This is a genomic window from Mycobacterium sp. 852002-51613_SCH5001154 (genome assembly GCF_001667425.1).
Lineage (GTDB): Bacteria > Actinomycetota > Actinomycetes > Mycobacteriales > Mycobacteriaceae > Mycobacterium.
On the sequence record NZ_LZII01000073.1, the window covers coordinates 1 to 23,421 of the forward strand.

The window sequence follows — 23,421 nt, forward strand, 5'->3', positions numbered from 1 at the left end:
CGTCGGCCTGGTCGACCCGCACAACACCAATTCGTTGTATCCCCAGTGCCCCTTCAAATTGCTCACCGGCTGGAATTGCCCGTTCTGCGGTGGCCTGCGGATGACGCACGATCTGCTGCACGGCGACCTGTTCGCCGCCGTCAACGACAACGTTTTCCTCTTGGTCGGCATCCCGATGCTGGCCGGATGGCTGCTGATCCGCCGGGGCCGTGGCAGACCGGCGCTCTCGACGCCGGCGTGGCTGACGATGGTGGTGGCGATCATCGCTTGGACCGTGCTGCGTAACCTGCCGGGCTTCCCCCTGTTTCCGGCGATTAATAGTGGTTAACCACGCACAGCGCGACACCCCGTTCGGTCGGACCGTGGCGGACCCACGCGACTATGCTGGGTCGGCGTGAGTAGACGCGGGAAGATCGTCTGCACCCTTGGCCCTGCGACAAATTCGGACGAGCTGATCCTGGCGCTGGTCGAGGCGGGAATGGACGTCGCCCGGTTGAACTTCAGTCACGGCGACTACTCCGACCACAAGGCCGCCTATGAGCGGGTACGGGCCGCTTCCGACACCACCGGCCGCGCGGTCGGTGTACTCGCCGACCTGCAGGGCCCGAAGATCAGGCTGGGCCGGTTCGCCACCGGGGCCACGTACTGGGCCGACGGCGAAACCGTGTGCATCACCGTCGCCGACTGCGAAGGCAGCCACGACCGCGTGTCGACCACTTACAAGAGGCTGGCGACGGACGCCGCGGTCGGTGACCGGGTGCTGGTCGACGACGGCAACATCGGGCTGGTCGTTTCAGGCATCGATGGCGACGACGTGATCTGCACCGTCACCGAAGGTGGCCCGGTCAGCAACAACAAGGGCATGTCACTGCCGGGGATGAATGTGACCGCTCCGGCCTTGTCGGAGAAGGACATCGAGGATCTCACGTTCGCGCTGGACCTCGGTGTCGACCTGGTCGCACTGTCCTTCGTGCGCTCGCCGTCCGACGTCGAGCTGGTGCACGAAGTGATGGACCGGGTCGGGCGGCGGGTGCCGGTGATCGCCAAGCTGGAAAAGCCGGAAGCCGTGGACAATCTGGAAGCGATCGTGCTGGCCTTCGACGCCATCATGGTGGCCCGCGGCGACCTCGGCGTCGAGCTGCCGCTGGAAGAGGTGCCGCTGGTGCAGAAGCGGGCCATCCAGATGGCCCGGGAGAACGCCAAACCCGTCATCGTGGCGACCCAGATGCTCGACTCCATGATCGAGAACTCCCGGCCGACGCGCGCCGAGGCGTCCGACGTGGCCAACGCCGTGCTCGACGGCGCCGACGCGGTGATGCTGTCCGGCGAGACGTCGGTCGGGAAGTACCCGCTGGCGGCCGTGCGGACCATGTCGCGGATCATCTGCGCCGTCGAAGACAATTCCACCGCCGCTCCGCCGCTGACGCACGTGCCGCGCACCAAGCGCGGGGTGATCTCCTACGCCGCCCGCGACATCGGCGAGCGCCTGGACGCCAAGGCGCTGGTCGCCTTCACCCAGTCCGGCGACACCGTCAAGCGGCTGGCGCGCCTGCACACCCCGCTGCCGCTGCTGGCCTTCACCGCGTGGCCCGAGGTCCGCAGCCAACTTGCCATGACGTGGGGCACCGAGACGTTCATCGTCCCGATGATGACCTCCACCGACGGCATGATCCGCCAGGTCGACAAGTCGCTGCTGGAACTCGGTCGCTACAAGCGCGGTGATCTGGTGGTGATCGTGGCCGGCGCGCCACCTGGCACTGTAGGGTCGACCAACCTCATCCATGTGCACCGGATCGGTGAGGACGACGTCTAAGCAATTGAGCCAAGGAGAGGCCGCAATCAGCACCGATTCCGACTTCAAGGAACTGCTTGCGACCCTCGACCTCAATCGGGTCGACGACGACCGTTTCATCGGGTCTCATCCCAGCAAGAACCCGCTGCGGACGTTCGGCGGGCAGCTGATGGCCCAGTCGTTCGTCGCGAGCAGCCGCTCGCTGGCCCGCGACGACCTGCCGCCAAGCGCGCTGTCGGTGCACTTCATCAACGGCGGTGACACCGCCAGGGACATCGAATTCCACGTCACCCGGCTGCGTGACGAGCGGCGCTTCGCCAACCGGCGCGTGGACGCGGTGCAGGACGGCGTTCTGTTGTCCTCGGCGATGATCTCTTACATGTCCGGCGGCCGCGGCCTCGAACACGCCGTCGACCCGCCGCAGGTGGGCGAGCCCGAGACGCAGCCGCCGATCAGCGAGCTGCTTCGCGGCTACGAGGAGACCGTCCCGCACTTCGTCAACGCGCTGCAGCCGATCGAGTGGCGCTACACCAACGACCCGGCCTGGGTGATGCGCGAGAAGGGCGACCGGCTTCCGCACAACCGGGTGTGGATGAAGGCCGGCGGCACCATGCCCGACGACCCGGTGCTGCACACCGCGACCATGGTGTACTCCTCGGACACCACGGTGCTGGACTCGGTGATCACCACCCATGGACTGTCGTGGGGTTTCGACCGCATCTTCGCCGCCTCCGCCAACCACTCGGTGTGGTTTCACCGGCAGGTCGACTTCGACGACTGGGTCTTGTATTCGACGTCGTCGCCGGTGGCCGCCGATTCGCGCGGGCTCGGCACCGGCCACTTCTTCGATCGCTCCGGGCAGCTCCTCGCCACGGTGGTCCAAGAAGGAGTGCTGAAATACTTTCCGCCCGCCCGCCGATAGACAGGGCGGAGTACCCGCAGGACATCGCGGTGAAATCGGCCCGTCAGGGCCGGTATCGCGCGTAAGTTTTTAGCTGCCGGGTATTCGGTGCAGAGGCGGCAAACAGCCGCCCAGCTGGGATTTCAGCGCATCGGGAGGTGAGTGTGAGCGGGCCGTTGGTCGACGTCTCTGCGAAGGCGCGCGCGCGGGAACGCGTGGTCGTCTCGGTCCATTCGCGGGCGGCCCGGCTGATCGGTGCGCTGGCGCTGTTGAGCGCCACCTGCTGGCTGGCCGAAATCCTTGTCCGCCACCATCACCAGCCGGCGTGGCACTACACCGATCGGTTGGCCTGGTCGCTGACCGTCCTGGTCGCGGTGACGTGGATCGCACGCGGCATCTTCCTGGGGCGTCCCGTGACGGCCATGCACGCCGTCGCGGCGTTGTTGTTCGTGCTGGCCGGGCTGGGCCTGTACGTGCTGTCCTTCGATCTTCTCGGCGACCTGGTGATCGCCAGCTCCGGCATGGTGTTGATGTGGCCGACGTCGTCGCATCCGCGTCCGGAGGATCTGCCCCGGGTGTGGCAATTGATCCAGGCCACCCGGGATGATCCGCTCGCGCCCTTCGCGATGCAGACCGGTAAGAGTTACCACTTCACCGCGGACGGCACCGCCGCGCTGGCCTACCGGACGCGCCTGGGTATCGCCGTGGTCGGCGGTGACCCGATCGGTGACGAGTCTCGATTCCCTGAGCTGGTCGCCGACTTCGCCGCCATGTGCCATACCCACGGCTGGCGAATCGCGGTGGTCGGTTGCGGCGAGCGACGGCTCGAATTGTGGAACGACGCCGCGGTGCTCGGACAGTCGCTGCGGGCGGTGCCGATAGGGCGTGACGTCGTCGTCGACGTCACCGGTTTCGACATGGTGGGACGCAAGTTCCGCAACCTGCGCCAGGCGGTGAAGCGCTCCCACAACTGCGGCATCACGACCGAGATCGTCGGGGAGCAGGAACTCAGCGATGAGCAACTGGCCGAGCTGACCGAGGTGGTCCGCGCGTCGAGTAAGGCGGCCCACACCGAGCGCGGATTCCACATGAACCTCGACGGCGTGCTGGAGGGCCGGTTCCCCGGCATCCAGCTGATCCTCGCCCGGGACGCCTCGGGCAAGGTGCAGGGATTCCACCGCTACGCGACCGCCGGTGGCGGCAGCGACATCACGCTCGACGTGCCGTGGCGCCGGCGCGGAGCCCCCAATGGCATCGACGAACGCCTCAGCGTGGACATGATCATGGCCGGCAAAGAGAATGGCGCCCAACGGCTTTCCCTCGCGTTCGCCGCGTTCCCGGAAATCTTCGACGAGAAGAATCGCAGCCGCATCCAGCGCGTCTTCTATCGGTTGATCCATGTCCTCGACCCGCTGATCGCGCTCGAGTCGCTGTACCGCTATGTGCGCAAGTTCCACGCGCTGGACTCCCAGCGCTACGCGCTGGTCTCCATGACTCAGATCGTTCAGTTGTTGATCGTGTTGCTGTCGCTGGAGTTCATGCCGCGCCGGCGTCACCTCTGAGCGCACCGAGGTGCAGTTCGCGACACCCGATGCTTTCGGGCAGGTGGTGGGTGGCCACCACCACGGTCCGATCGGCCGACATCAGCGGGGAATTCGGCCCCAGCAGGTCGCGGAGTATCGGTTCGGCGTCGGCGGCATCCAGGTGTTCGGTCGGCTCGTCGAGCAGCACGATCCGGGCGGGCGAGAGCATCGCCCGCGCCAGTAGCAACCTCCTGCGCTGACCGCCCGAAAGCGCCTGCGCGCCACCGGTCAACACCGTCGACAGGTTCTCGGGCAGACCGGCGAGCCAGGCGCCCAGCCCGACCGCGCCCAGCGCGACCTCCAGTTCGGCGTCCCGGCAGTCGCCGCGGGCCACCAGCAGGTTGTCTCGAACCGTGGTGGCGAAGATATGCGCGTCCTCGGCGAAAAAGCTGACGGCGCCGCGCAAGTCGTCTTCGTGGAAGGCGGTCAGATCGGTGCCGCCGAGCCGCACCCGCCCCTCGAGCGGCGGAAGCAGCCCGGCGAGCGTCATCAGCAGCGTGGTCTTGCCGCACCCGCTGGCGCCGGTGACCGCCAGCCGGGCACCCTGGGGCAGCTCCAGCGTGATGCGGTTCGAGCGGGCGGCTCCGGCGTGCCCGGCCCGAATGTTGGCGGACAGCGCGGCGCCGGGGCGCGGTTGGGCCGCAGGCGATTCGGGCTGATGCGGGCGGTCGCTCACCGTCAGGTCCAGCAGGCGGCGGGCGGCGATGCGCGATCGCGTCAGCTGGACCGCGGCGGCGGGCAAGGATGTCATCGCCTCGAAGGCGGACAGCGGCAACAACATCAGGACGGCGAGCGTCGTGGGCGCGACCGAAGGGGCCAGCCAGATACCGGCCACCACCGAGCCGAGCACGCTGGCCCCGATTGCGGCCGTCGGCGCGGCCTCGGCGAGGGCGGCAGGCCTGGCGGCCGCGTCGAGCGCCGCGCCCCACGCGCGTTGGCGGCGTTGCGATTCGGCGATGATGCGGGGGAGCAGGCCGGCGACACGGAGCTCGGGTGCGTGTTCCAGAGCGATCATCGCAGATGTATCGCGGTCGGAATGATGCTGCCGGGCGAGGCTTTCCTGGCTGGCCGCGGCCCTCGCCGCCGACCGCGGTGCGACGAGGCCCGCGACCAGCAGGCAGATCGCCAGTACCGCCGCCGCCGGCAGCGAGATGGCCGCGACCACCACGGTCGCCGCCAGCCCCAGCACCGCCGCGACCCCGATCGGCACCACGGCACGCACCAGCACGTTGGCCAGTTCTTCGACATCGGAGCCCACGCGGGTGACGAGCTCGCCGCTGTGCAGCCGGACGGCGGCCGCCGCCGGCCCGTGGGCCAGCCGGTGATAGATCCCCGCCCGGGCGGTGCCGGCCGCGCGCAGCGCGGCGTCGTGGGTGACCAGCCGCTCGCAGTAGTGCAACACCCCCCGCGAAATCGCGAAAGCGCGCACCGCGACGGCCGCGACCGACAGGTCCAGCACCGGCGGCATCTGCCAGGCCCGCGTGATGAGCCAGGCCGAGACACCGGCCAGTGCGAGCGCGCTGCCCAGCGAAAGCACACCCAGCGCGATCGCCGCAAATAGCCGGGGAAGTCGGGGCCGCAGCAGGGGCGCGGCCGCCAACAGCGGATCAGGCCGGGACATAACGCACCCCACTGTCGGCGACCACCTCGACCACCCGGTCACCGATCGCCAGAACCGGTGCGCGGTGCCCGACAACGACGACGGTCGCACCCGAACGGGCGCGCTCCACGATGGCCCGCAACACGCGTTCCTCGGCGTTCGCGTCGAGGTGCGCGGTGGGCTCGTCGAGCAGCAGCACGGGCGCGGACGATCCGAGCGCTCGGGCGAGGCCGAGCCGTTGCCGCTGCCCCAGTGACAGGCCGACGCCGCCACGGCCGAGCACCGTGTCCAGCCCATCGGGCAGTTCGGCCAGCACCGTATCGAAATCGGATGCTGCACAAGCCGTTTCGAGGTGGTCCAGCTCGCCGAACAGGACCAGGTTGTCCCGCACCGTGCCCGGGACGAGCGCCGGGCGCTGCGGAAGCCACGACAACTGCCGCCACCAGGCGCCCGGCTCCAGATCGGCGACGTCGACGCCGGCCACGGTGACCCGGCCCGAGGACGGGACGGTGACCCCGGTGATCGCCTGCAGGGTCGTGCTTTTGCCGGCACCGTTGCGCCCGGTCAGCACCGTCACCGCGCCCGGTTCGATGAGCCCGGCGAGGTCGTGCGGCGCGTTGCCGTCGCGACCGGCGACGCTGAGCCTGTCGAGGCGGATTTCCGCCCCGCGGGCGGTGACCGTCTCACCTCGGGCCTTTGCTGGGGCTGGCTCGCCGATGAGGGCAAAGGCCTTGTCTGCGGCGGTTCTTCCGTCCTGTGCGGCATGGAATTCCACGCCGATGCGGCGCAGCGGCCAGTAGACATCGGGCGCCAGCAACAGCACAGTGAGGCCGGTCGCGAGCGTCATCTCGCCGAACACCAGGCGGAATCCGATCCCCACCGCGATCAGAGCCACGCCCAGCGTCGCCAGCAGTTCCAGCACCAGTGCTGACAGGAACGCGATCCGGAGCGTCGCCATGGCCGAGCGGCGATGGGCGGCAGCCAGTTCGGCGATGCGGCGCTCCGGGCCCCGACCGCGTCCCAGCGCCCGCAGGGTGGGGATGCCGGCGATGAGATCGAGCAAGCGCCCCTGCAGTGTCGTCATCGCGGCCAGGGCCGCCGCCGACCGGTCGGCGGTTGCCAGCCCGATCAGGACCATGAAAATCGGTATGAGCGGCAAGGTGATCGCCACGATCGCCGCCGATTTCAGGTCGTAGAGAGCGATGACGGCGACGGTGGCCGGGGTGAGGATCCCGGCGAGCAGCAACGTGGGCAGGTATCCGGTGAAGTAGGGGCGTAGGCCGTCGAGGCCTCGCGTGACCACCACCGCGGCGGCATCCCGCTGGCCGGCGAGCTCACCGGGCTGGCGGGCGGTCACCGCCGTGAGCACCTGACCGGACAGATCGGCGATGACCGCGCTGGCGCCGCGTTGACCCAACCGGGCCTGCAACCAGTGCGCCAACGTGCGAAGGGTCCACAGCAGCAACAGGACCGACAGCGGCACGAGCCAGACGCGCAGGCCGTGCGCCGAGCGATCGCTGACGGCTCGGGCAACCACACCCGCCAGCACGATCGCCGAGCCGACCGCGCAGCCGGAGATCACCGCCCCGCAGCACACCGTCGCGGTCAGGTAGCGGCGCAGGGCGCTAGATGCCTGCCACAGTCGCGGGTCCAGTGGGCCCCGCGCTCTCGAGCCGGGCGGCGAATCGGTCGCGCTCAGGGCACCCGCCTCGCCAGGCCGATGGACGGCGGTATCCGGTCCGCCGAGATCCGTTGCCGGAACACCCAGTACGACCACGCTTGGTATACCACCGTCAGCGGAGCCATGAACGCGGTCACCCACGTCATGACCTTGAGGGTGTACGGCGTCGACGAGGCGTTGTAAATCGTCAGGCTCCACTGCTTGTTCAGCGTGGACGGCACCAGGTTCGGGTACAGCGCGCCGAACAACAGGATTACCACCGCAACAACGACGGCCGCGGTGCAGGCGAACGCCCAGCCGTCGGAGATGCGCCGCCACACCAGCAACACCGCCGCCAGCTGCGCCACCACGGCGGCGGCGAGTACCAGCCAGGTCCAGCCCTTGCCGTAGGCCAGTTGTGTCCAGATGCCAAAGCCCGCAACCAGTCCGGTCACCGGCAGCGACAGCCAGACCGCCAGCCGGTGGGCGTCTTCGCGGATGGCCCCGGAGGTCTTCAGCGAGATGAACACCGCTCCGTAGAGCAGAAACAGTCCGGCCGTGGCCAAGCCGCCCAGCAGCGTGTAAGCGTTGAGGACGTCGGTGATCGACAGGTTGACCTGCCCGTCGGCGTCCACCGGCAGGCCGCGGACGAGGATGGCGAAGGCGACGCCCCACAAAACGGCGGGCAGCCAGGAACCGGCGGCGATGCCGAAATCGGCCCAGCCGCGCCACTTTGTGTCATCGACCTTGCCGCGCCACTCGATCGCCACGGCGCGCAGGATCATCCCGAACAGGATGGCCAGCAGCGGCAGGTACAGGGTGGAGAACACGGTGGCATACCAGCCGGGAAACGCGGCGAACATGCCCGCGCCACCCACGATCAGCCACACTTCGTTGCCGTCCCAGACCGGGCCGATGGTGTTGAGCGCCGTGCGCCGAATGGGTTCGGCCTCGCCGATTCCCACGCGGGCGAGCGGTTCCATCAGCATGCCTACGCCGAAATCGAAGCCCTCCAGAACGAAGAAACCGAGGAACAGCAACCCGATGATGCCGAACCACAACTGCTGGAGTCCCATCGGTCAGCCCCTTTCTGAGTTTGTCGGTCCCGGCCTAGTAGGCGAACGAGAGCGGCGCCACCTCGTCGTCATGGGGTGCCGGCGGGGGAGCCGGTTCGGCGTCGTGTTCCCGCGGCCCTTCGGTGACGTACCGCTTGAGCAGCCAGAACCAGATGACCGCGAGCACCGCGTAGACGAGGGTGAACGTCACCAGGGAGGTGACGACCATGCCGGGCGCATGGTGTGAGACGGCCTCACGGACGGTGAACCGAACCTGTTGGTCGCCGGTCGGATTCGGTGCGACGATCCAGGGTTGCCGTCCCATTTCGGTGAACACCCACCCGGAAATGTTCGCCAGGAACGGCGTGGGAATGGTCAGCAGCGCCAGCCAGGAGAACCACCGCTGGTTGGGCACTCGGCCACCGCGGGTGAGCCAGAGCGCGGCCAGCGCGAACAATATCGGAACGGCCAGGAACCCGATCATCGCGCGGAACGACCAGTAGGTGACAAACAGGTTGGGCCGGTAGTCGTTTGGGCCGAATCGTTGCTCGAAGTCCTGCTGGATATTGCGCACGCCCTGCAACGTCACGTCGCTGGTCCGTCCCTCCGCGAGGAACGGCAGCACGTAGGGGACCTCGATGACGCGGGTGATGCTGTCGCAGTTGTTGTGCGTGCCGACGGTGAGAATCGAGAAGTCGGGGTCGGTCTCGGTGCCACACAACGACTCCGCCGACGCCATCTTCATCGGTTGCTGGACGAACATCAGCTTGCCCTGGCGGTCACCGGTGAAGAACAGGCCGACGGCCGCGAGCAACACCACCCAGCACCCCAGGACGGCCGCCGGCCGAAACATGGAGCGCGCGTCCGATTCCGCGGCGGGGGTGGCGGTCGCCGGGCGGCGCGAACGGACCAGGAACCACGCGCTGATGGCCGCGACGAACGTCGCAGCGGTCAGCAATGCACCGGTGACCGTGTGGGTAAACGCCCACCGCGCAGTGTTATTGCCGAGCAGCGCGGTGATGCTGTCCAGCTCGGCACGATGTGTTGCCGGGTTGTAGTGCGCGCCAACTGGATGCTGCATGAACGAGTTCGCGACGATGATGAAGAACGCGGACACATTGACGCCGATCGCGACGATCCAGATGCAGGCCAGATGGATCAGCTTCGGCAGCCGTCCCCAACCGAAAATCCACAACCCGATAAAGGTGGACTCGAAGAAGAAGGCGAACAGGCCCTCCATGGCCAGCGGCGCGCCGAAGATGTCGCCGACGAACCGCGAATACTCGCTCCAGTTCATGCCGAACTGGAATTCCTGGACGATCCCCGTCGCCACGCCGATGGCGAAGTTGATCAGGAACAACTTGCCGAAGAACTTGGTGAGCCGGTACCACGCGGTGTTATCCGTGACCACCCATACCGTCTGCATGACCGCAAGCAGGGGCGCCAAACCGATGGTGAGCGGCACGAAGATGAAGTGGTAGACGGTAGTGATACCGAACTGCCACCGCGAAATATCGACGACATTCATCTGTCATCTCCCGAGACTGCAGAGCCGTACGACACGGCTACTACGAAGTGTAGTAGAAGAGCCAGGGGCGGCGCTACTTCAGAGCCGCCTCAGGGGGTCAGTGTCTTCGAGGCCTTGCGGATGCCGAAGGACGACACGATCTCGAAGATGCCGAGGACCACGAACCAGACCCCGACCACCAGCGCCAGCGTGACAATCGATTCGAGCGGTGACGCCAGGACGACGATGCCGGCGAGCAGACTGATGAGGCCGATGAAGATCGCCCATCCCCGCCCCGGCAGGTGCGGGTCCTGAATGGCCGAGACCGTCGTGGCGACGCCGCGGAAGATGAACCCGATGCCAATCCAGATGGCTAACAACAGGATTGCGTTGCCGAAATGGCGGAATGCCAAGATTGCCAGGATCAGCGACGCCGCGCCGCTGATGAACAATAAGATCCGGCTGCCCGCCGAGACGTGCAGGCTGAACGCGAAGATCACCTGCGCAACACCGGTGATCAGAAGGTAGGCGCCGAAGAAGATGGCGGCAACGACGATGGTTCTTCCGGGCCAAGCCAAGATCAGTACACCGAGGGCCAGCGACAGAATTCCCGACAACAGGGTCGATTTCCACAGATGCGGCAACAAACTTGGAGCAGGGGGAGATCCAGGTGTGGTTTGCATGGCCGCAGTGTGACACAAACGCTGCCTTGGGTATAGGGCACTTTGGGCTACACGTGGGCCGTGCGCGAATCCCCTGCCAGCAGATCGGTGGTTTCCTCGGTGGTTTCGCCGGCCGCCTTGCGCCCGATCAGATACCAGGTGCGCATGAGGCCTTTGCCCTTGACGTCGATGTGGCCGCGCTCCTGCAGCACGAAGTCGTCCTTGAGGCGCTCGTACATGGCTTCGGGCACCTGAATTCGGCCGACCGAGTCGGTGGATTCCATCCGGGACGCGACATTGACCGCGTCACCCCACACGTCATAGAAGAAGCGCCGGGAACCAACCACGCCGGCGACCACCGGTCCGCATGCCATGCCCACCCGCAGCGGAACCGCGTTGCCGTGCGGATCCTGCAGTCCGGCCGCAACATTGGCCATGTCGAGCGCGAAGTCCGCGAGGGCCTGCGCGTGGTCGGACCGGGCGCGCGGAACGCCGCTGACCACCATGTAGGAGTCGCCGCTGACTTTGATCTTCTCGAGTCCGTGCCTGTCCACCAGTGCGTCGAAGGCGCTGTACAACCGGTCCAGGAACCGCACCAGGTCGGCCGGGGCCGTGCCGCTGGCCCGCTCGGTGAATCCGACGATATCGGCGAACAGGACGGAGGCGTCGTCGAACTTGTCGGCGATGACGCTGCGGTCTGGCTCCTTGAGCCGCTCGGCGATGCTGGCCGGCAACATGTTGGCCAGCAACGCCTCCGAACGCTCGTACTGCGTTTCCATCATGGCCTCGGCGCGCGCGGTGTCACGCAGGGCGAACCACACCGTCACGACCACCATCACGACGCTGGAAATCGCCGTGACGATGAAACCGGTCGATTGGGCCCAGGCCGGCTGCAGCCCGGTGTCGCGGGGGACCAGGAACTCGACGGCGACGATGAGGCCGGCGGCGATGGCGGCCAGCGCGGACGCCAGCACGATGTGTTCGATCCCCAGTAACAACACGACGATGCAGGCGCCCACCAGGAAGAAGAACTGGGCGCCCGACCCGGTGCCGACGTCCACGCAGCTGGCAACGACGGACACGTACGCCGCGCCCATAAAGGTAAGCGGGGCAACCAGTTCGCCGAATCGCTGCAGCCACGGGACCATCGCAAAGATCATCGCGCCGAGGATGTTGATCGAGCTGACCTGCCACAGCCAGGTGCCGCCCAGGATCTGCACGAGCACGAAGCTCACGCTCACCATGACGGCCAGCCACGAGGTGATAGTCAGGATCCGGGCCCGGCGGGCGGCGCTGGCGGCGTAGTGCTGATTGCGGTCGCGGGTCTGCGCCCGCACTGCGGCTACGCAGTCCGGGCGTCTCGCCGAGCCGGCTGACACGGGTGGGGCGCCGCACTTCTTAGCCGCCACATTCAAAAGCGTAACCGCTGAGCTCGGTTCGTGGGCCAGTCAATGGGTCCCGACGACGCGCCGGATGCCCGTCGACAGGCTGGCGCTTCGGGGCATCGGAAAATTAAAAAAAGATTTTCCGCTGAAGGGGTTTACAAAATTATCCGACGTGTTATTAAACATATGTCGGGCTGTGATGTGGGTCATGTGTTCCTCTAATGCGGGGGTGCGGTGTGGCAAGTCTCAGCAGCAGGATCGGGATCGCGCTAATGCTGGCGTGCACCGCGGCGGCAACCCCCGCCTGTGGGGTCGGATGCGGCGGGGCGGGCTCGTTGTTGCGGGTGGCCACCGACTCGATGCAGAACGATCCGATGCAGGTCAACGTGGTGCACTCGGAAGAACAAGTGTGCATTAGCCGCTAACGCGGCAGTCGCAACCCGGCCGCGCTTGGCGCGTCATAGGTCGCTGATTGGCGCCTCGGCGGGGCCCCGAAAATGGCATGAATTCATCGTGTAACCGGCGCGATTCTATTTGAATGCAACTGTGCCCTTTATTGCGCGCGGTATTTAAATTCGGGCGAGTTCATACCTTTGGCACGGATTTTCCGCATTTAACAAACCTGGGGCTTGGAGGCACCGGTTTCGCGGGGATGCCGGGCCGGGGTCACCTCAGCTGGCATCGGTAGGCGAGGCAACTCGATCCGGGCCACCGGTACGCCCTGACGGGCCGTTGCTTGTCTGTCCCGCCTGTGGTGCCCTCGGTGGGATTCGAACCCACACTGGACGGGTTTTGAGTCCGTTTCCTCTGCCAGTTGGGATACGAGGGCTTACTCGGCCTCCTACCTTAGAGGCAGCCTCCCACCATAGAGGATTCGGCGTAGACACCCTTCTCACCGCCCCGAGGTCGCTGGCCTCGCACGTTCACGAGAGAATGTCCGTCATGACAGGCCCCACGACCGACACCACCGACGCCGCTGTGCCGCGCCGGGTCCTGATCGCGGAAGACGAAGCGCTGATCCGAATGGACCTCGCCGAGATGCTGCGGGAGGAGGGTTACGACATCGTCGGGGAGGCCGGCGACGGACAGGAGGCCGTCGAGTTGGCCGAACGACATCGGCCCGACCTCGTGATCATGGACGTGAAGATGCCTCGCCGCGACGGGATCGACGCGGCGTCCGAGATCGCCAGCAAGCGCATCGCACCAATCGTGGTGCTGACCGCGTTCAGCCAGCGCGATTTGGTCGAGCGCGCCCGCGATGCCGGGGCGATGGCCTACCTGGTGAAGCCCTTCACGATCAGCGACCTGATTCCGGCGATCGAGTTGGCGGTCAGCCGCTTCAGTGAGGTCACCGAGCTGGAACGCGAAGTGGCGACGTTGTCCGAGCGGCTGGAGACCCGCAAGCTCGTCGAACGCGCCAAGGGCCTGCTGCAGACGAAGCAGGGCATGACCGAGCCCGAGGCGTTCAAGTGGATTCAGCGCGCCGCCATGGACCGGCGCACCACGATGAAGCGGGTCGCCGAAGTCGTCCTGGAAACCCTCGACACCCCCGACGAGTAGCCCTGCGCGTCGTTCAGCGCGCCACGATCACCGACGAGCCGTGTCCGAACAGGCCCTGGTTGGCGGTGACGCCGACGGTGGCGTTCTCCACCTGCCGGCCGGTCGCCTGACCGCGCAGCTGCCAGGTCAGCTCGCAGACCTGCGCGATGGCCTGGGCGGGGATGGCCTCGCCGAAGCAGGCCAGACCGCCCGACGGGTTGACCGGGACCTTGCCGCCGATGGTGGTCGCGCCGCTGCGCAACAGCGCCTCGGCCTCGCCCTTGGGGCACAGCCCGAGGTGCTCGTACCAGTCGAGCTCGAGCGCGGTCGACAGGTCGTAGACCTCGGCCAGGCTGACATCCTCGGGCCCGATGCCCGCCTCGGCGTAGGCCGCATCCAGGATCTGATCCTTGAACACCCGCTCCGGTGCGGGCACCGTGGCGGTGGAATCCGTTGCGATGTCTGGTAATTCGGGCAGGTGCTGCGGGTAGCGGGGGGTGACCGTGCTGACCGCGCGCACCGATGGGACGCCGTCGAGCGAGCCGAGGTGCTTGCGGGCGAACTCGGCGCTGGCGACGATCAGGGCCGCCGCACCGTCGGAGGTGGCGCAGATGTCGAGCTGTCGCAACGGGTCGGCCACCACGGGGCTGGCGAACACGTCGTCGGCCGAAGCTTCCTTGCGGTAGCGGGCATTCGGGTTCTGCAGGCCGTGCCGCGAGTTCTTCACCTTCACCTGGGCGAAGTCCTCGGCCGTCGCGCCGTAGAGGTCCATCCGGCGACGCGCCAGCAGCGCGAAGTAGACCGGGTTCATCGCGCCGATCAGGTGGAACCGCTGCCAGTCTGGGTCGTTCTTGCGTTCTCCGCCGACGGGAGCGAACGCGCCCTTCGGGGTGGTGTCGGCGCCGATCACCAGCGCGACGTCGCAAAAACCGGCCAGGATTTGGGCCCGCGCGCTCTGCAGCGCCTGGGAACCGCTCGCACACGCGGCGTAGCTCGAGCTGACCGGGACGCCGTTCCAGCCCAGCTTCTGGGCGAACGTCGACCCGGCGATGAAGCCCGGGTAGCCGTTACGGATGGTGTCCGCGCCGGCGACCAACTGGATCTGTGTCCAGTCCAGGCCGGCCTCGGCCAGCGCGGCGCGTGCGGCGACCACCCCGTACTCAGTGAAGTCGCGGCCCCACTTGCCCCAGGGGTGCATGCCGGCGCCGAGAATGTACAGCGGTTCGGGCATCAGGCAATCCTCCACGCATAGACGAGGCGCTGTACGCCGTCGTCGTCGGTGAACAGCGGCATGGTGGTCAGCTCCATCTCCATGCCGACCTTCAAATCGGCGGCCAGCGTGCCCTCAACTACCTTGCCCAGCACGATGATTCCCTCGTCGGCCAGCTCGACCGCGGCGATGGCGAACGGCTCGAAGGGATCCGGGGCCGGGTAGGGCGGTGGCGGCGGATATCGGTTCTCGGTGTAGCTCCACAACGTTCCCCGGGTGGACAACGCGACGGGCTCCAGTGTGTCGCTGGCGCAGCCCGGGTTGGGGCAGTTGTTCTCGCGCGGCGGGAAGACATAGGTGCCGCACTCGGGGCACTTACCGCCGATCAAGTGGGCGCTTCCGGTGGCGTCGGTTGCGAACCATCCGTCGATAGCGGGCTCTTGGCTGGTGACCTCTGGCACTCGGCCAGACTACCCAGCCCCGATACAAAACTGAAACGTGTTGCAGTTCTGGCCCCGGGTGGTTGGGGCGCATGCCTCGTCGTACCGGATGCCTAGAGTGTGAGCCGTGAGTATCGCCAGCGAGGAGCAGACCAAGCCGACGCTGATGCTGCTGGACGGCAATTCGCTGGCCTTCCGCGCCTTCTACGCGCTGCCCGCCGAGAACTTCAAGACCCGCGGCGGCCTGACCACCAACGCGGTGTACGGCTTCACCGCAATGCTGATCAACCTGTTGCGCGACGAGGGCCCGACCCACGTCGCCGCCGCGTTCGACGTGTCCCGGCAGACCTTCCGTTCCGAGCGCTACCCCGAGTACAAGGCGAACCGCTCGTCGACGCCGGACGAGTTTCACGGCCAGATCGACATCACCAAAGAGGTGCTTAACGCGCTGGGCATCACGGTGCTGGCCGAGCCGGGCTTCGAGGCCGACGACCTCATCGCGACGCTGGCCACCCAGGCCGAGAACGAGGGCTTCCGCGTCCTGGTGGTCACGGGGGACCGGGACTCCCTGCAGCTCGTCAGCGACGACGTCACCGTCCTCTACCCGCGCAAGGGCGTCAGCGAACTCACCCGGTTCACGCCGGACGCGGTCGTCGAGAAGTACGGGCTGACCCCCACGCAATACCCGGACTTCGCGGCCCTGCGTGGCGATCCGAGCGACAACCTGCCAGGCATCCCAGGGGTCGGGGAGAAGACCGCGTCCAAATGGATCGTCGAATACGGCTCGCTGCAGGGGCTGGTGGACAATGTCGACTCAGTGCGCGGCAAGGTCGGCGACGCGCTGCGGGCCAACCTGGCCAGCGTGATCCGCAACCGCGAGCTGACCGATCTCGTCAAGGACGTGCCGCTGGCGCAGACCCCGGACACGCTGCGCATGCAGCCCTGGGACCGCGACCACATTCACCGGCTCTTCGACGACCTGGAGTTCCGGGTGTTGCGCGACCGGTTGTTCGACACCCTGGCGGCGGCAGAGCCCGAGGTCGACGCCGGTTTCGATGTCCGCGGGGGCGCGCTGCAGCCCGGCGAGCTGGCGGTGTGGCTGGCGGAGCACAGCTCGGGCAAGCGGTTCGGGCTGGCCGTCGTCGGCACGCATTTGGCCTACGACGCCGACGCCACCGCGGTGGCCATCGTCTCCGCCGACGGTGAGGGCCGCTACATCGACACCTCGACGCTGGATCCCGACGACGAGGCGGCGCTGGCGTCCTGGCTGGCCGACCCGGGTCCGCCCAAGGCGCTGCACGAGGCCAAGCTGGCGATGCACGACCTCGCCGGCCGGGGCTGGACGCTGGCCGGCGTCACCTCCGATACCGCGCTGGCCGCCTACCTGCTGCGGCCCGGGCAGCGCAGCTTTTCCCTCGAGGACCTGTCGCTGCGCTACCTGCGCAGGGAGTTGCGCGCGGAAACCCCTGAGCAGCAACAGCTTTCGCTGCTGGACGATTCCGAAGGAACGGACGACCAGGCGGTGCAGACGCTGATCCTGCGGGCCGTGGCGGTGCTGGATCTGTCCGACGCGCTCGACGAAGAGCTCGCCCGCATCAACTCCACGTCGCTGCTCGGCGGCATGGAGCTGCCGGTGCAGCGGGTGCTGGCCGGGATGGAACACACCGGTATCGCAGTCGATTTGGATCTGCTCGGCGAGCTGCAGAGCGATTTCGCCCACCAGATCCGCGACGCGGCCGAAGCGGCCTACGCGGTCATCGGCAAACAGATCAACCTGGGCTCGCCGAAACAGCTGCAGGCGGTGCTCTTCGACGAGCTGGAGATGCCGAAGACCAAGCGCACCAAGACCGGCTACACCACCGACGCCGACGCCCTGCAGTCACTGTTCGACAAGACGGGCCATCCGTTCCTGCAGCACCTGCTGACCCACCGCGACGCCACCCGGCTCAAGGTGACCGTCGATGGTTTGCTGAATTCGGTGGCCTCGGACGGGCGTATCCACACCACGTTCAACCAGACCATCGCGGCGACGGGCCGGCTGTCGTCGACCGAGCCGAACCTGCAGAACATTCCGATCCGTACCGAGGCCGGCCGGAGGATCCGCGACGCATTCGTGGTCGGCGACGGCTACAGCGAGCTGATGACCGCCGACTACAGCCAGATCGAGATGCGGATCATGGCGCACCTGTCCCGGGACGAGGGCCTGATCGAGGCGTTCAACACGGGGGAGGACCTGCACTCGTTCGTCGCGTCCCGCGCATTCGGCGTGCCGATCGACGAGGTCACCGCCGAGCTGCGCCGCCGGGTCAAGGCGATGTCGTATGGGCTGGCCTACGGATTGAGCGCCTACGGCCTGTCGCAGCAGCTGAAGATCTCCACCGAAGAGGCGAAGGAACAGATGGACGCCTACTTCGCCCGGTTCGGCGGGGTGCGCGACTACCTGATGAACATCGTGGAGCAGGCCCGCAAGGACGGCTACACCTCGACGGTGCTGGGCCGCCGCCGCTACCTTCCCGAGCTGGACAGCAGCAATCGCCAGGTGCGGGAGGCCGCCGAGCGGGCGGCGCTCAACGCGCCCATCCAGGGCAGCGCCGCCGACATCATCAAGGTCGCGATGATCGAGGTCGACAAGGCGATCAAAGACGCCGGACTGAAGTCCCGCATGTTGCTGCAGGTGCATGACGAACTCCTGTTCGAAATCGCCCCGGGCGAGCGGGACCAGCTCGAGGCGCTGGCCCGCGCGAAGATGGGCGGCGCCTATCCGCTCGATGTCCCGCTGGAGGTCTCGGTGGGCTACGGCCGTTCATGGGACGCGGCAGCGCATTGACGGCGGCGTCAGTGGACGAGGATGATCTGGCGGAGAGAAAATTGCCGCGAAATTCGCGTTGCCGTCACTTTCGCCGTGGGCAAATGCCCGGTGTCGCGCAAGTGGCGGGCCGCCCGGGTTTGGCCAGCGTGTACGCAGTCGAGTAACCTCAATAGATAAATCCCAGTTTTGTCCCTACGACCCAACCTGTCCGGAGCAACCCACCACATGCCGAGTCCCACCGTCACCTCGCCCCAAGTAGCCGTCAACGACATTGGCTCCAGCGAGGACTTTCTTGCCGCAATAGACAAAACGATCAAGTACTTCAACGATGGCGACATCGTCGAGGGGACGATCGTCAAAGTGGACCGGGACGAGGTGCTCCTCGACATCGGCTACAAGACCGAGGGCGTCATCCCCGCCCGCGAGCTCTCCATCAAGCACGATGTCGACCCCAGCGAGGTCGTTTCCGTCGGTGATGAGGTCGAAGCCCTTGTTCTCACCAAGGAGGACAAAGAGGGCCGCCTGATCCTGTCCAAGAAGCGCGCGCAGTACGAGCGCGCCTGGGGCACCATCGAGGAGCTCAAGGAGAAGGACGAGGCCGTCAAGGGCACCGTCATCGAGGTGGTCAAGGGTGGCCTGATCCTCGACATCGGCCTGCGTGGCTTCCTGCCCGCGTCGCTGGTCGAGATGCGTCGGGTCCGCGATCTGCAGCCGTACATCGGCAAGGAGATCGAGGCCAAGATCATCGAGCTGGACAAGAATCGCAACAACGTCGTGCTGTCGCGCCGGGCCTGGCTGGAGCAGACCCAGTCCGAGGTGCGCAGCGAGTTCCTCAACCAGCTGCAGAAGGGCGCCATCCGCAAGGGTGTCGTCTCGTCCATCGTCAACTTCGGCGCGTTCGTCGACCTTGGTGGTGTGGACGGTCTGGTGCACGTCTCCGAGCTGTCCTGGAAGCACATCGACCACCCGTCCGAGGTGGTCCAGGTCGGTGACGAGGTCACCGTCGAGGTGCTCGACGTCGACATGGACCGCGAGCGGGTTTCGTTGTCGCTCAAGGCAACCCAGGAAGACCCCTGGCGCCACTTCGCCCGCACGCACGCCATCGGCCAGATCGTGCCCGGAAAGGTCACCAAGCTGGTGCCGTTCGGCGCGTTCGTCCGCGTCGAGGAGGGCATCGAGGGCCTGGTGCACATCTCCGAGCTGGCCGAGCGCCACGTCGAGGTGCCCGACCAGGTGGTGGCCGTCGGCGACGACGCCATGGTCAAGGTCATCGACATCGACCTGGAGCGTCGCCGGATCTCGTTGTCGCTCAAGCAAGCCAACGAGGACTACACCGACGAGTTCGACCCGGCGAAGTACGGCATGGCCGACAGCTACGACGAGCAGGGCAACTACATCTTCCCCGAAGGCTTCGACGCCGAGACCAACGAATGGCTCGAGGGCTTCGACACGCAGCGCACCGAGTGGGAGGCCCGCTACGCCGAGGCCGAGCGCCGGCACAAGATGCACACCGCGCAGATGGAGAAGTTCGCCGCGGCCGAGGCGGCCGGTCACGCCGAGCAGTCGTCGGGCAACGGCGCGCCGCAGGAGAAGGCGGCCGGCGGGTCGCTGGCCAGCGACGCCCAATTGGCCGCCCTGCGGGAAAAGCTCGCCGGCAACGCGTAATTCGCTGCACGAATGCTGCGCATCGGGTTGACCGGTGGCATCGGCGCCGGCAAGTCGGCGCTGTCGGCCACCTTCGCGAAATGCGGTGCGGTGATCGTCGACGGCGACGTCATCTCGCGCGAGGTGGTCCAGCCGGGCACCGAGGGATTGGCGGCGCTGGTCGAGGCGTTCGGTGACGACATCCTGCTTCCCGACGGATCGCTGGATCGTCCCGCGTTGGCCGCCAAGGCCTTCCGGGACGACGAGGCGCGCCAGCGGCTGAACGGCATCGTCCACCCGCTGGTTGGCAAGCGCCGCGCCGAGATCATCGCCTCGGTGCCCGAGGATTCGGTTGTCGTCGAAGACATCCCGCTGCTGGTGGAGTCCGGCATGGCGCCGCTGTTCCCGCTCGTCGTCATCGTGTACGCCGACGTCGAGGTCCGGCTGCGACGGCTGGTCGATCAGCGCGGCATGCCCGAATCCGACGCCCGCGCCCGGATCGCCGCGCAGGCCAGCGACGAGCAGCGCCGCGCAGTCGCCGACATCTGGGTGGATAACTCCGGCAGTCCGGAGGAGTTGGTGCAGCGGGCCCATGGCGTGTGGGACCACCGGATACTGCCCTTCGCGCACAACCTGACTCAGCATCGGGTCGTCCCGGCGCCGGCGCGGTTAGTGTCGCCCGACCCGAGTTGGCCGGATCAGGCGCGGCGGATCGTGAACCGGTTGCGGACCGCCTGCGGCCACCGGGCGATTCGCGTGGACCACGTCGGTTCGACCGCCGTGCCGGACTTTCCGGCGAAGGACGTGATCGACGTGCAGATCACCGTGGAATCCTTGGCGGCCGCCGACGAACTCGTCGAGCCCCTGCTGGCCGCCGGCTACCCCCGCATCGAGCGCATCACCTCCGATGTCGCCAAGCCCGGTGCGCGCAGCGCCGTCGAGCGCTACAACCACAGTGACGATGCGGCGCTGTGGGACAAGCGGATTCACGCCTCGGCCGACCCGGGTCGCCCGACCAACGTGCATATCCGGGTCGATGGCTGGCCCAACCAGCAGTTCGCGCTGCTGTTCGTCGCCTGGCTGTCGGCCAGCCCCGAGGCGCGGGCCGACTACCTGTCCGCCAAGCGGTCGGCCGAAGCTCAGGCCGGCGGCGACGGCGCGTCCTACGCCGACGCCAAGGAGCAATGGTTCCCTGACGCCTACCGGCGCGCCTGGGAGTGGGCGGATTCGACGGGCTGGCGACCCTAGCCCGGATCAGCCGGGCAGCGGTGCACCGCACTGCAGCGCGCCGTTGTTGGGCTCGGCATTTCCGGGCGCCGGTTTCACCACCTGGTCGGCCTGGGTGAAAACGTTGTCGTCGACGTCGATCTCGCAGTGCACGTTCGCCGAATACGGAAAACGAAGCACTATCCGCATGCCGGCCTGCTGCGGGTCGGGCAGCACCGTGTTTGCCTCGAATGCGTTGCCGGGCATGGACGGAAGGTTGGTGGTGTTCGTCTGGCCGCCGTTGATGATGAAGGTGGCCTGACTGCCGGTGGTGAGCGCGTCGATGCGGGCGCGGTAGGTGATGTTGTGCAGGTCCGCCCGCGCGGTCGCCGGACTCAGTTGGGAGCCAACGGCGATGATCGTTACCGCGGTGATGGGCAGCAGCCTGCGGCCGGTGCAGCTCATAGTTGCCGACATTACGCTCAAGGTTATCCATGGACCAAGCGGTCAGGCCCGTGGCCCGCGCCACCCAAGGCGGACTGGCCGGCGCTGCTCTGCGACAAGCTTTCTGCGAACATGAGCCACCGGCAGTGGAACGACTGGGTCTCACCGGATGTCCCCTACATCGCGGTCTGCCCCGGCCTCCCGGTCCCGCCGGACTAGTCGCTCCCTCGAGCGGGTGGCTGGTGCCCCTCGGCGGCGCCGTGCAGCAGGTACCGTTCTTCCACCGCGCGGATCAGTTCGTGCCGGATGTGTTCCACATCGGCGGCGCGGCGGGCCACTACCTCGTCCTCCCAGGCCGCGACCTGCTTCGCCAGGTCCCTGTCGGTGATGGTCGAGGCCAGCCAGCGGGAGAAATCCCCGCGTTCGAGATGGTACTGCAGCGCCTGGTAATCGATATGGCTTATCGCGGAACGGAATTCGTGCATCGTCGCGGCCGGCCGGACGGATCGGTCATTGATGGTGTGGAAGTAGAACCGGCGGTCATCCGGAAGGCGGACATCGGCATATTTGTGGCGGTGCCGCACGTGGCCGGTCTGGCGCTCAGCGATGGTGAACGCGCGAGACGGCCCGCCGCCGAGGCTGACGGTGGCCCGTCGCACCGCGGTCAGGGCTGCGGCGTCGCCACTGTGGTGAGGGTCAGCACCACGTCACTGTTGTCGATCTCCTGGGCGGGCAGTGCGGCGGGCGCGAACGACGACAACACATAGCCGCCGCGTCGTGCCCAGCGTGCTTCCTCGTTGGTGCCGAGGAGGTGCGCCTCGTCGTAAATCACCCAGTGCGGGAATCCGTGTTCTTCACGATGCGCCTCCGCGGTCGATCGCAGCAGGTGCAAGTACTCGGCCTTATCTGGCTCGACGATCCCGGACATGTCCACCACCACACTGGAATGCGGGTTGAGGCTGTTGACCAATTCGGTGGGTTCGGGAAGGTAGTTGCGGCCATCGATCACCTCGACCCCGCTGAGTTCCCGTAGTTGTGTGTGGTCACCCTCGGGATCGATGACCAGGACGCAGTAGCCGGCCGAAATCCATCGCTCTGCCAGCAGGCCGACAAGGTAGCTTTTCCCCGAGCCGGCAGGGCCGGTCACGAGGATGCGGCCCTGGCTCCCCGGCACCCGGGTGGGGGTGTGGTCGTCGAAGGTGCCGATGTCGACCCATCGTCGCGGCGGGCACCAGCGTTGTGCCCCACTCAGGTACGGCCCGGTCAGCAGCTCCGCGACGCCGGCGCCGTCCGGTTCGGTAAGGACGAGATCGGCCCGCCGGCGCACGGACGAAATGGCATTGGCCACCGCGGCGCCGATCTCGGCGATGCCGAACAGCGACAAGTCGTTCTCCGCATCGCCGATAGCGACGGTGTTGTGCGGTGACATGTTCAGCTCGGTCAGGACCGCGCGCAGCCCGCTGCCTTTCGTGACACCCGCCGGCAGCACCATGAGTGCGGACCGGTTCCGGATGACCTGGCAATCCAGTTCCAGTTCGCCGATCACGTCCACGACGCTCGAGGCATGCTCACCGTCGGTGGCGACCATGACCTCGCCCCGGCGGGACGGCACCCCTCGTTCACCGAGCGCGTCGTCAAGGCTGCTGTCCACCGGGTCGGCCAACCTCGACGTGCGTCCCTTGATCACCATCACGGCACCGTTTTCCAGCACCAGCGCGTCGAAGTGGTCCGCGATGTGGGGGAATTCCGCCTGCAGTTCAGTTCGGATGCGGCCGGTGACCAGGACGGCGGTCAATCCTTTGTGCCGAGCACCGTAGATGGCGTCCAGCGTTTGGGGCGACAGCTGACCGTCCAAGGTCAATGTGCCGTCGAGATCGACTGCTATCACTTGGAAAAACGCCACGGCTTCCTCAGATCCGTTCGCCGGACGTCGGCGTTTGTCGGCTTGGCACTGCCGAAATTAGGGCCGCGGGCGCGCCGAGGA

At 67.1% G+C, this 23,421-nt stretch carries 18 protein-coding genes, 1 tRNA gene and 2 pseudogenes; 9 read left to right on the forward strand and 12 right to left on the reverse strand.

Annotation, left to right across the window (positions count from 1 at the left end):
- The 4 genes and pseudogenes from A5750_RS19190 to A5750_RS26665 all read left to right on the forward strand — a co-directional run.
- The coding region (locus tag A5750_RS19190; protein WP_067264966.1) for a DUF2752 domain-containing protein at positions 1-328 on the forward strand (328 nt) is incomplete at its 5' end.
- 66 nt (positions 329-394) lie between these two features.
- The gene (gene pyk / locus A5750_RS19195; protein ID WP_066953177.1) at positions 395-1,813 is read left to right on the forward strand and encodes a pyruvate kinase; all 1,419 of its coding nucleotides are present in this window, start codon (positions 395-397) and stop codon (positions 1,811-1,813) included.
- Between the two features lie 25 nt (positions 1,814-1,838).
- Positions 1,839-2,714: an acyl-CoA thioesterase II gene (locus A5750_RS19200; protein ID WP_156664367.1), complete on the forward strand. Its 876-nt coding sequence runs from the start codon at positions 1,839-1,841 to the stop codon at positions 2,712-2,714.
- A 605-nt stretch (positions 2,715-3,319) separates the two neighbouring features.
- A pseudogene (locus A5750_RS26665) lies at positions 3,320-4,114 on the forward strand (bifunctional lysylphosphatidylglycerol flippase/synthetase MprF); the annotation flags it as partial.
- 83 nt (positions 4,115-4,197) lie between these two features.
- Here the strand turns inward: A5750_RS26665 and cydC are convergent.
- From cydC to A5750_RS19235, 6 genes and pseudogenes are all read right to left on the reverse strand, one after another.
- Positions 4,198-5,897: pseudogene (gene cydC / locus A5750_RS19210) on the reverse strand (thiol reductant ABC exporter subunit CydC).
- Positions 5,884-7,473 (reverse strand): thiol reductant ABC exporter subunit CydD, encoded by a 1,590-nt coding sequence (gene cydD / locus A5750_RS19215; RefSeq protein WP_067264980.1) that lies wholly within the window; start codon positions 7,471-7,473, stop codon positions 5,884-5,886. The pseudogene cydC and the gene cydD overlap by 14 nt, the downstream one beginning before the upstream one ends.
- 98 nt (positions 7,474-7,571) lie before the next feature.
- On the reverse strand, positions 7,572-8,612 hold the full coding sequence (cydB, locus tag A5750_RS19220) for a cytochrome d ubiquinol oxidase subunit II (protein ID WP_066953167.1): 1,041 nt from the start codon (positions 8,610-8,612) through the stop codon (positions 7,572-7,574).
- A gap of 34 nt (positions 8,613-8,646) precedes the next feature.
- A complete protein-coding gene (locus A5750_RS19225; protein WP_066953165.1) occupies positions 8,647-10,119 on the reverse strand; it encodes a cytochrome ubiquinol oxidase subunit I in 1,473 nt (490 codons plus the stop codon).
- 89 nt (positions 10,120-10,208) lie between these two features.
- A complete protein-coding gene (locus A5750_RS19230) occupies positions 10,209-10,799 on the reverse strand; it encodes an HdeD family acid-resistance protein (protein ID WP_156659508.1) in 591 nt (196 codons plus the stop codon).
- 29 nt (positions 10,800-10,828) lie between these two features.
- Positions 10,829-12,169 (reverse strand): adenylate/guanylate cyclase domain-containing protein, encoded by a 1,341-nt coding sequence (locus A5750_RS19235; protein ID WP_066953336.1) that lies wholly within the window; start codon positions 12,167-12,169, stop codon positions 10,829-10,831.
- A 212-nt stretch (positions 12,170-12,381) separates the two neighbouring features.
- Between A5750_RS19235 and A5750_RS25945 the strand changes: the two genes are divergently transcribed.
- Positions 12,382-12,570 (forward strand): hypothetical protein, encoded by a 189-nt coding sequence (locus A5750_RS25945; RefSeq protein WP_156659506.1) that lies wholly within the window; start codon positions 12,382-12,384, stop codon positions 12,568-12,570.
- A gap of 327 nt (positions 12,571-12,897) precedes the next feature.
- Here A5750_RS25945 and A5750_RS19240 read toward each other — a convergent pair.
- Positions 12,898-12,974, reverse strand: a tRNA-Leu gene (locus A5750_RS19240).
- A gap of 113 nt (positions 12,975-13,087) precedes the next feature.
- On the opposite strand from A5750_RS19240, the gene A5750_RS19245 reads away from it, so the two are divergent.
- Complete coding sequence (locus A5750_RS19245; protein ID WP_197505468.1) at positions 13,088-13,705, forward strand: ANTAR domain-containing response regulator; 618 nt, start codon at positions 13,088-13,090, stop codon at positions 13,703-13,705.
- A gap of 13 nt (positions 13,706-13,718) precedes the next feature.
- Here A5750_RS19245 and A5750_RS19250 read toward each other — a convergent pair whose 3' ends face one another.
- Both A5750_RS19250 and A5750_RS19255 read right to left on the reverse strand, forming a co-directional pair.
- On the reverse strand, positions 13,719-14,915 hold the full coding sequence (locus tag A5750_RS19250) for a lipid-transfer protein (protein ID WP_067264986.1): 1,197 nt from the start codon (positions 14,913-14,915) through the stop codon (positions 13,719-13,721).
- Entirely contained in the window at positions 14,915-15,355 is a 441-nt protein-coding gene (locus A5750_RS19255) for a Zn-ribbon domain-containing OB-fold protein (protein ID WP_067264988.1), read from the reverse strand. Before A5750_RS19255 ends, A5750_RS19250 begins: the two co-directional genes overlap by 1 nt.
- A gap of 145 nt (positions 15,356-15,500) precedes the next feature.
- Here A5750_RS19255 and polA point away from each other — a divergent pair, with 145 nt between their 5' ends.
- The 3 genes from polA (at position 15,501) to coaE (ending at position 21,035) form a co-directional block, all read left to right on the forward strand.
- Positions 15,501-18,161 (forward strand): DNA polymerase I, encoded by a 2,661-nt coding sequence (polA, locus tag A5750_RS19260; protein WP_197505472.1) that lies wholly within the window; start codon positions 15,501-15,503, stop codon positions 18,159-18,161.
- Positions 18,162-18,368: 207 nt separating this feature from the next.
- A complete protein-coding gene (gene rpsA, locus A5750_RS19265; protein ID WP_066953153.1) occupies positions 18,369-19,808 on the forward strand; it encodes a 30S ribosomal protein S1 in 1,440 nt (479 codons plus the stop codon).
- Positions 19,809-19,820: 12 nt separating this feature from the next.
- The gene (gene coaE, locus A5750_RS19270; RefSeq protein ID WP_067264993.1) at positions 19,821-21,035 is read left to right on the forward strand and encodes a dephospho-CoA kinase; all 1,215 of its coding nucleotides are present in this window, start codon (positions 19,821-19,823) and stop codon (positions 21,033-21,035) included.
- 6 nt (positions 21,036-21,041) lie between these two features.
- Here coaE and A5750_RS19275 read toward each other — a convergent pair whose 3' ends face one another.
- From A5750_RS19275 to A5750_RS19280, 3 genes are all read right to left on the reverse strand, one after another.
- A complete protein-coding gene (locus A5750_RS19275; protein ID WP_066953150.1) occupies positions 21,042-21,458 on the reverse strand; it encodes a hypothetical protein in 417 nt (138 codons plus the stop codon).
- Between the two features lie 194 nt (positions 21,459-21,652).
- Positions 21,653-22,096, reverse strand: coding sequence for a hypothetical protein (locus tag A5750_RS26410; protein WP_231989253.1), 444 nt, complete (start codon positions 22,094-22,096; stop codon positions 21,653-21,655).
- Between the two features lie 5 nt (positions 22,097-22,101).
- Positions 22,102-23,340, reverse strand: coding sequence for an HAD-IIB family hydrolase (locus A5750_RS19280; protein WP_231989254.1), 1,239 nt, complete (start codon positions 23,338-23,340; stop codon positions 22,102-22,104).
- Between the last annotated feature and the right edge of the window lie 81 nt (positions 23,341-23,421).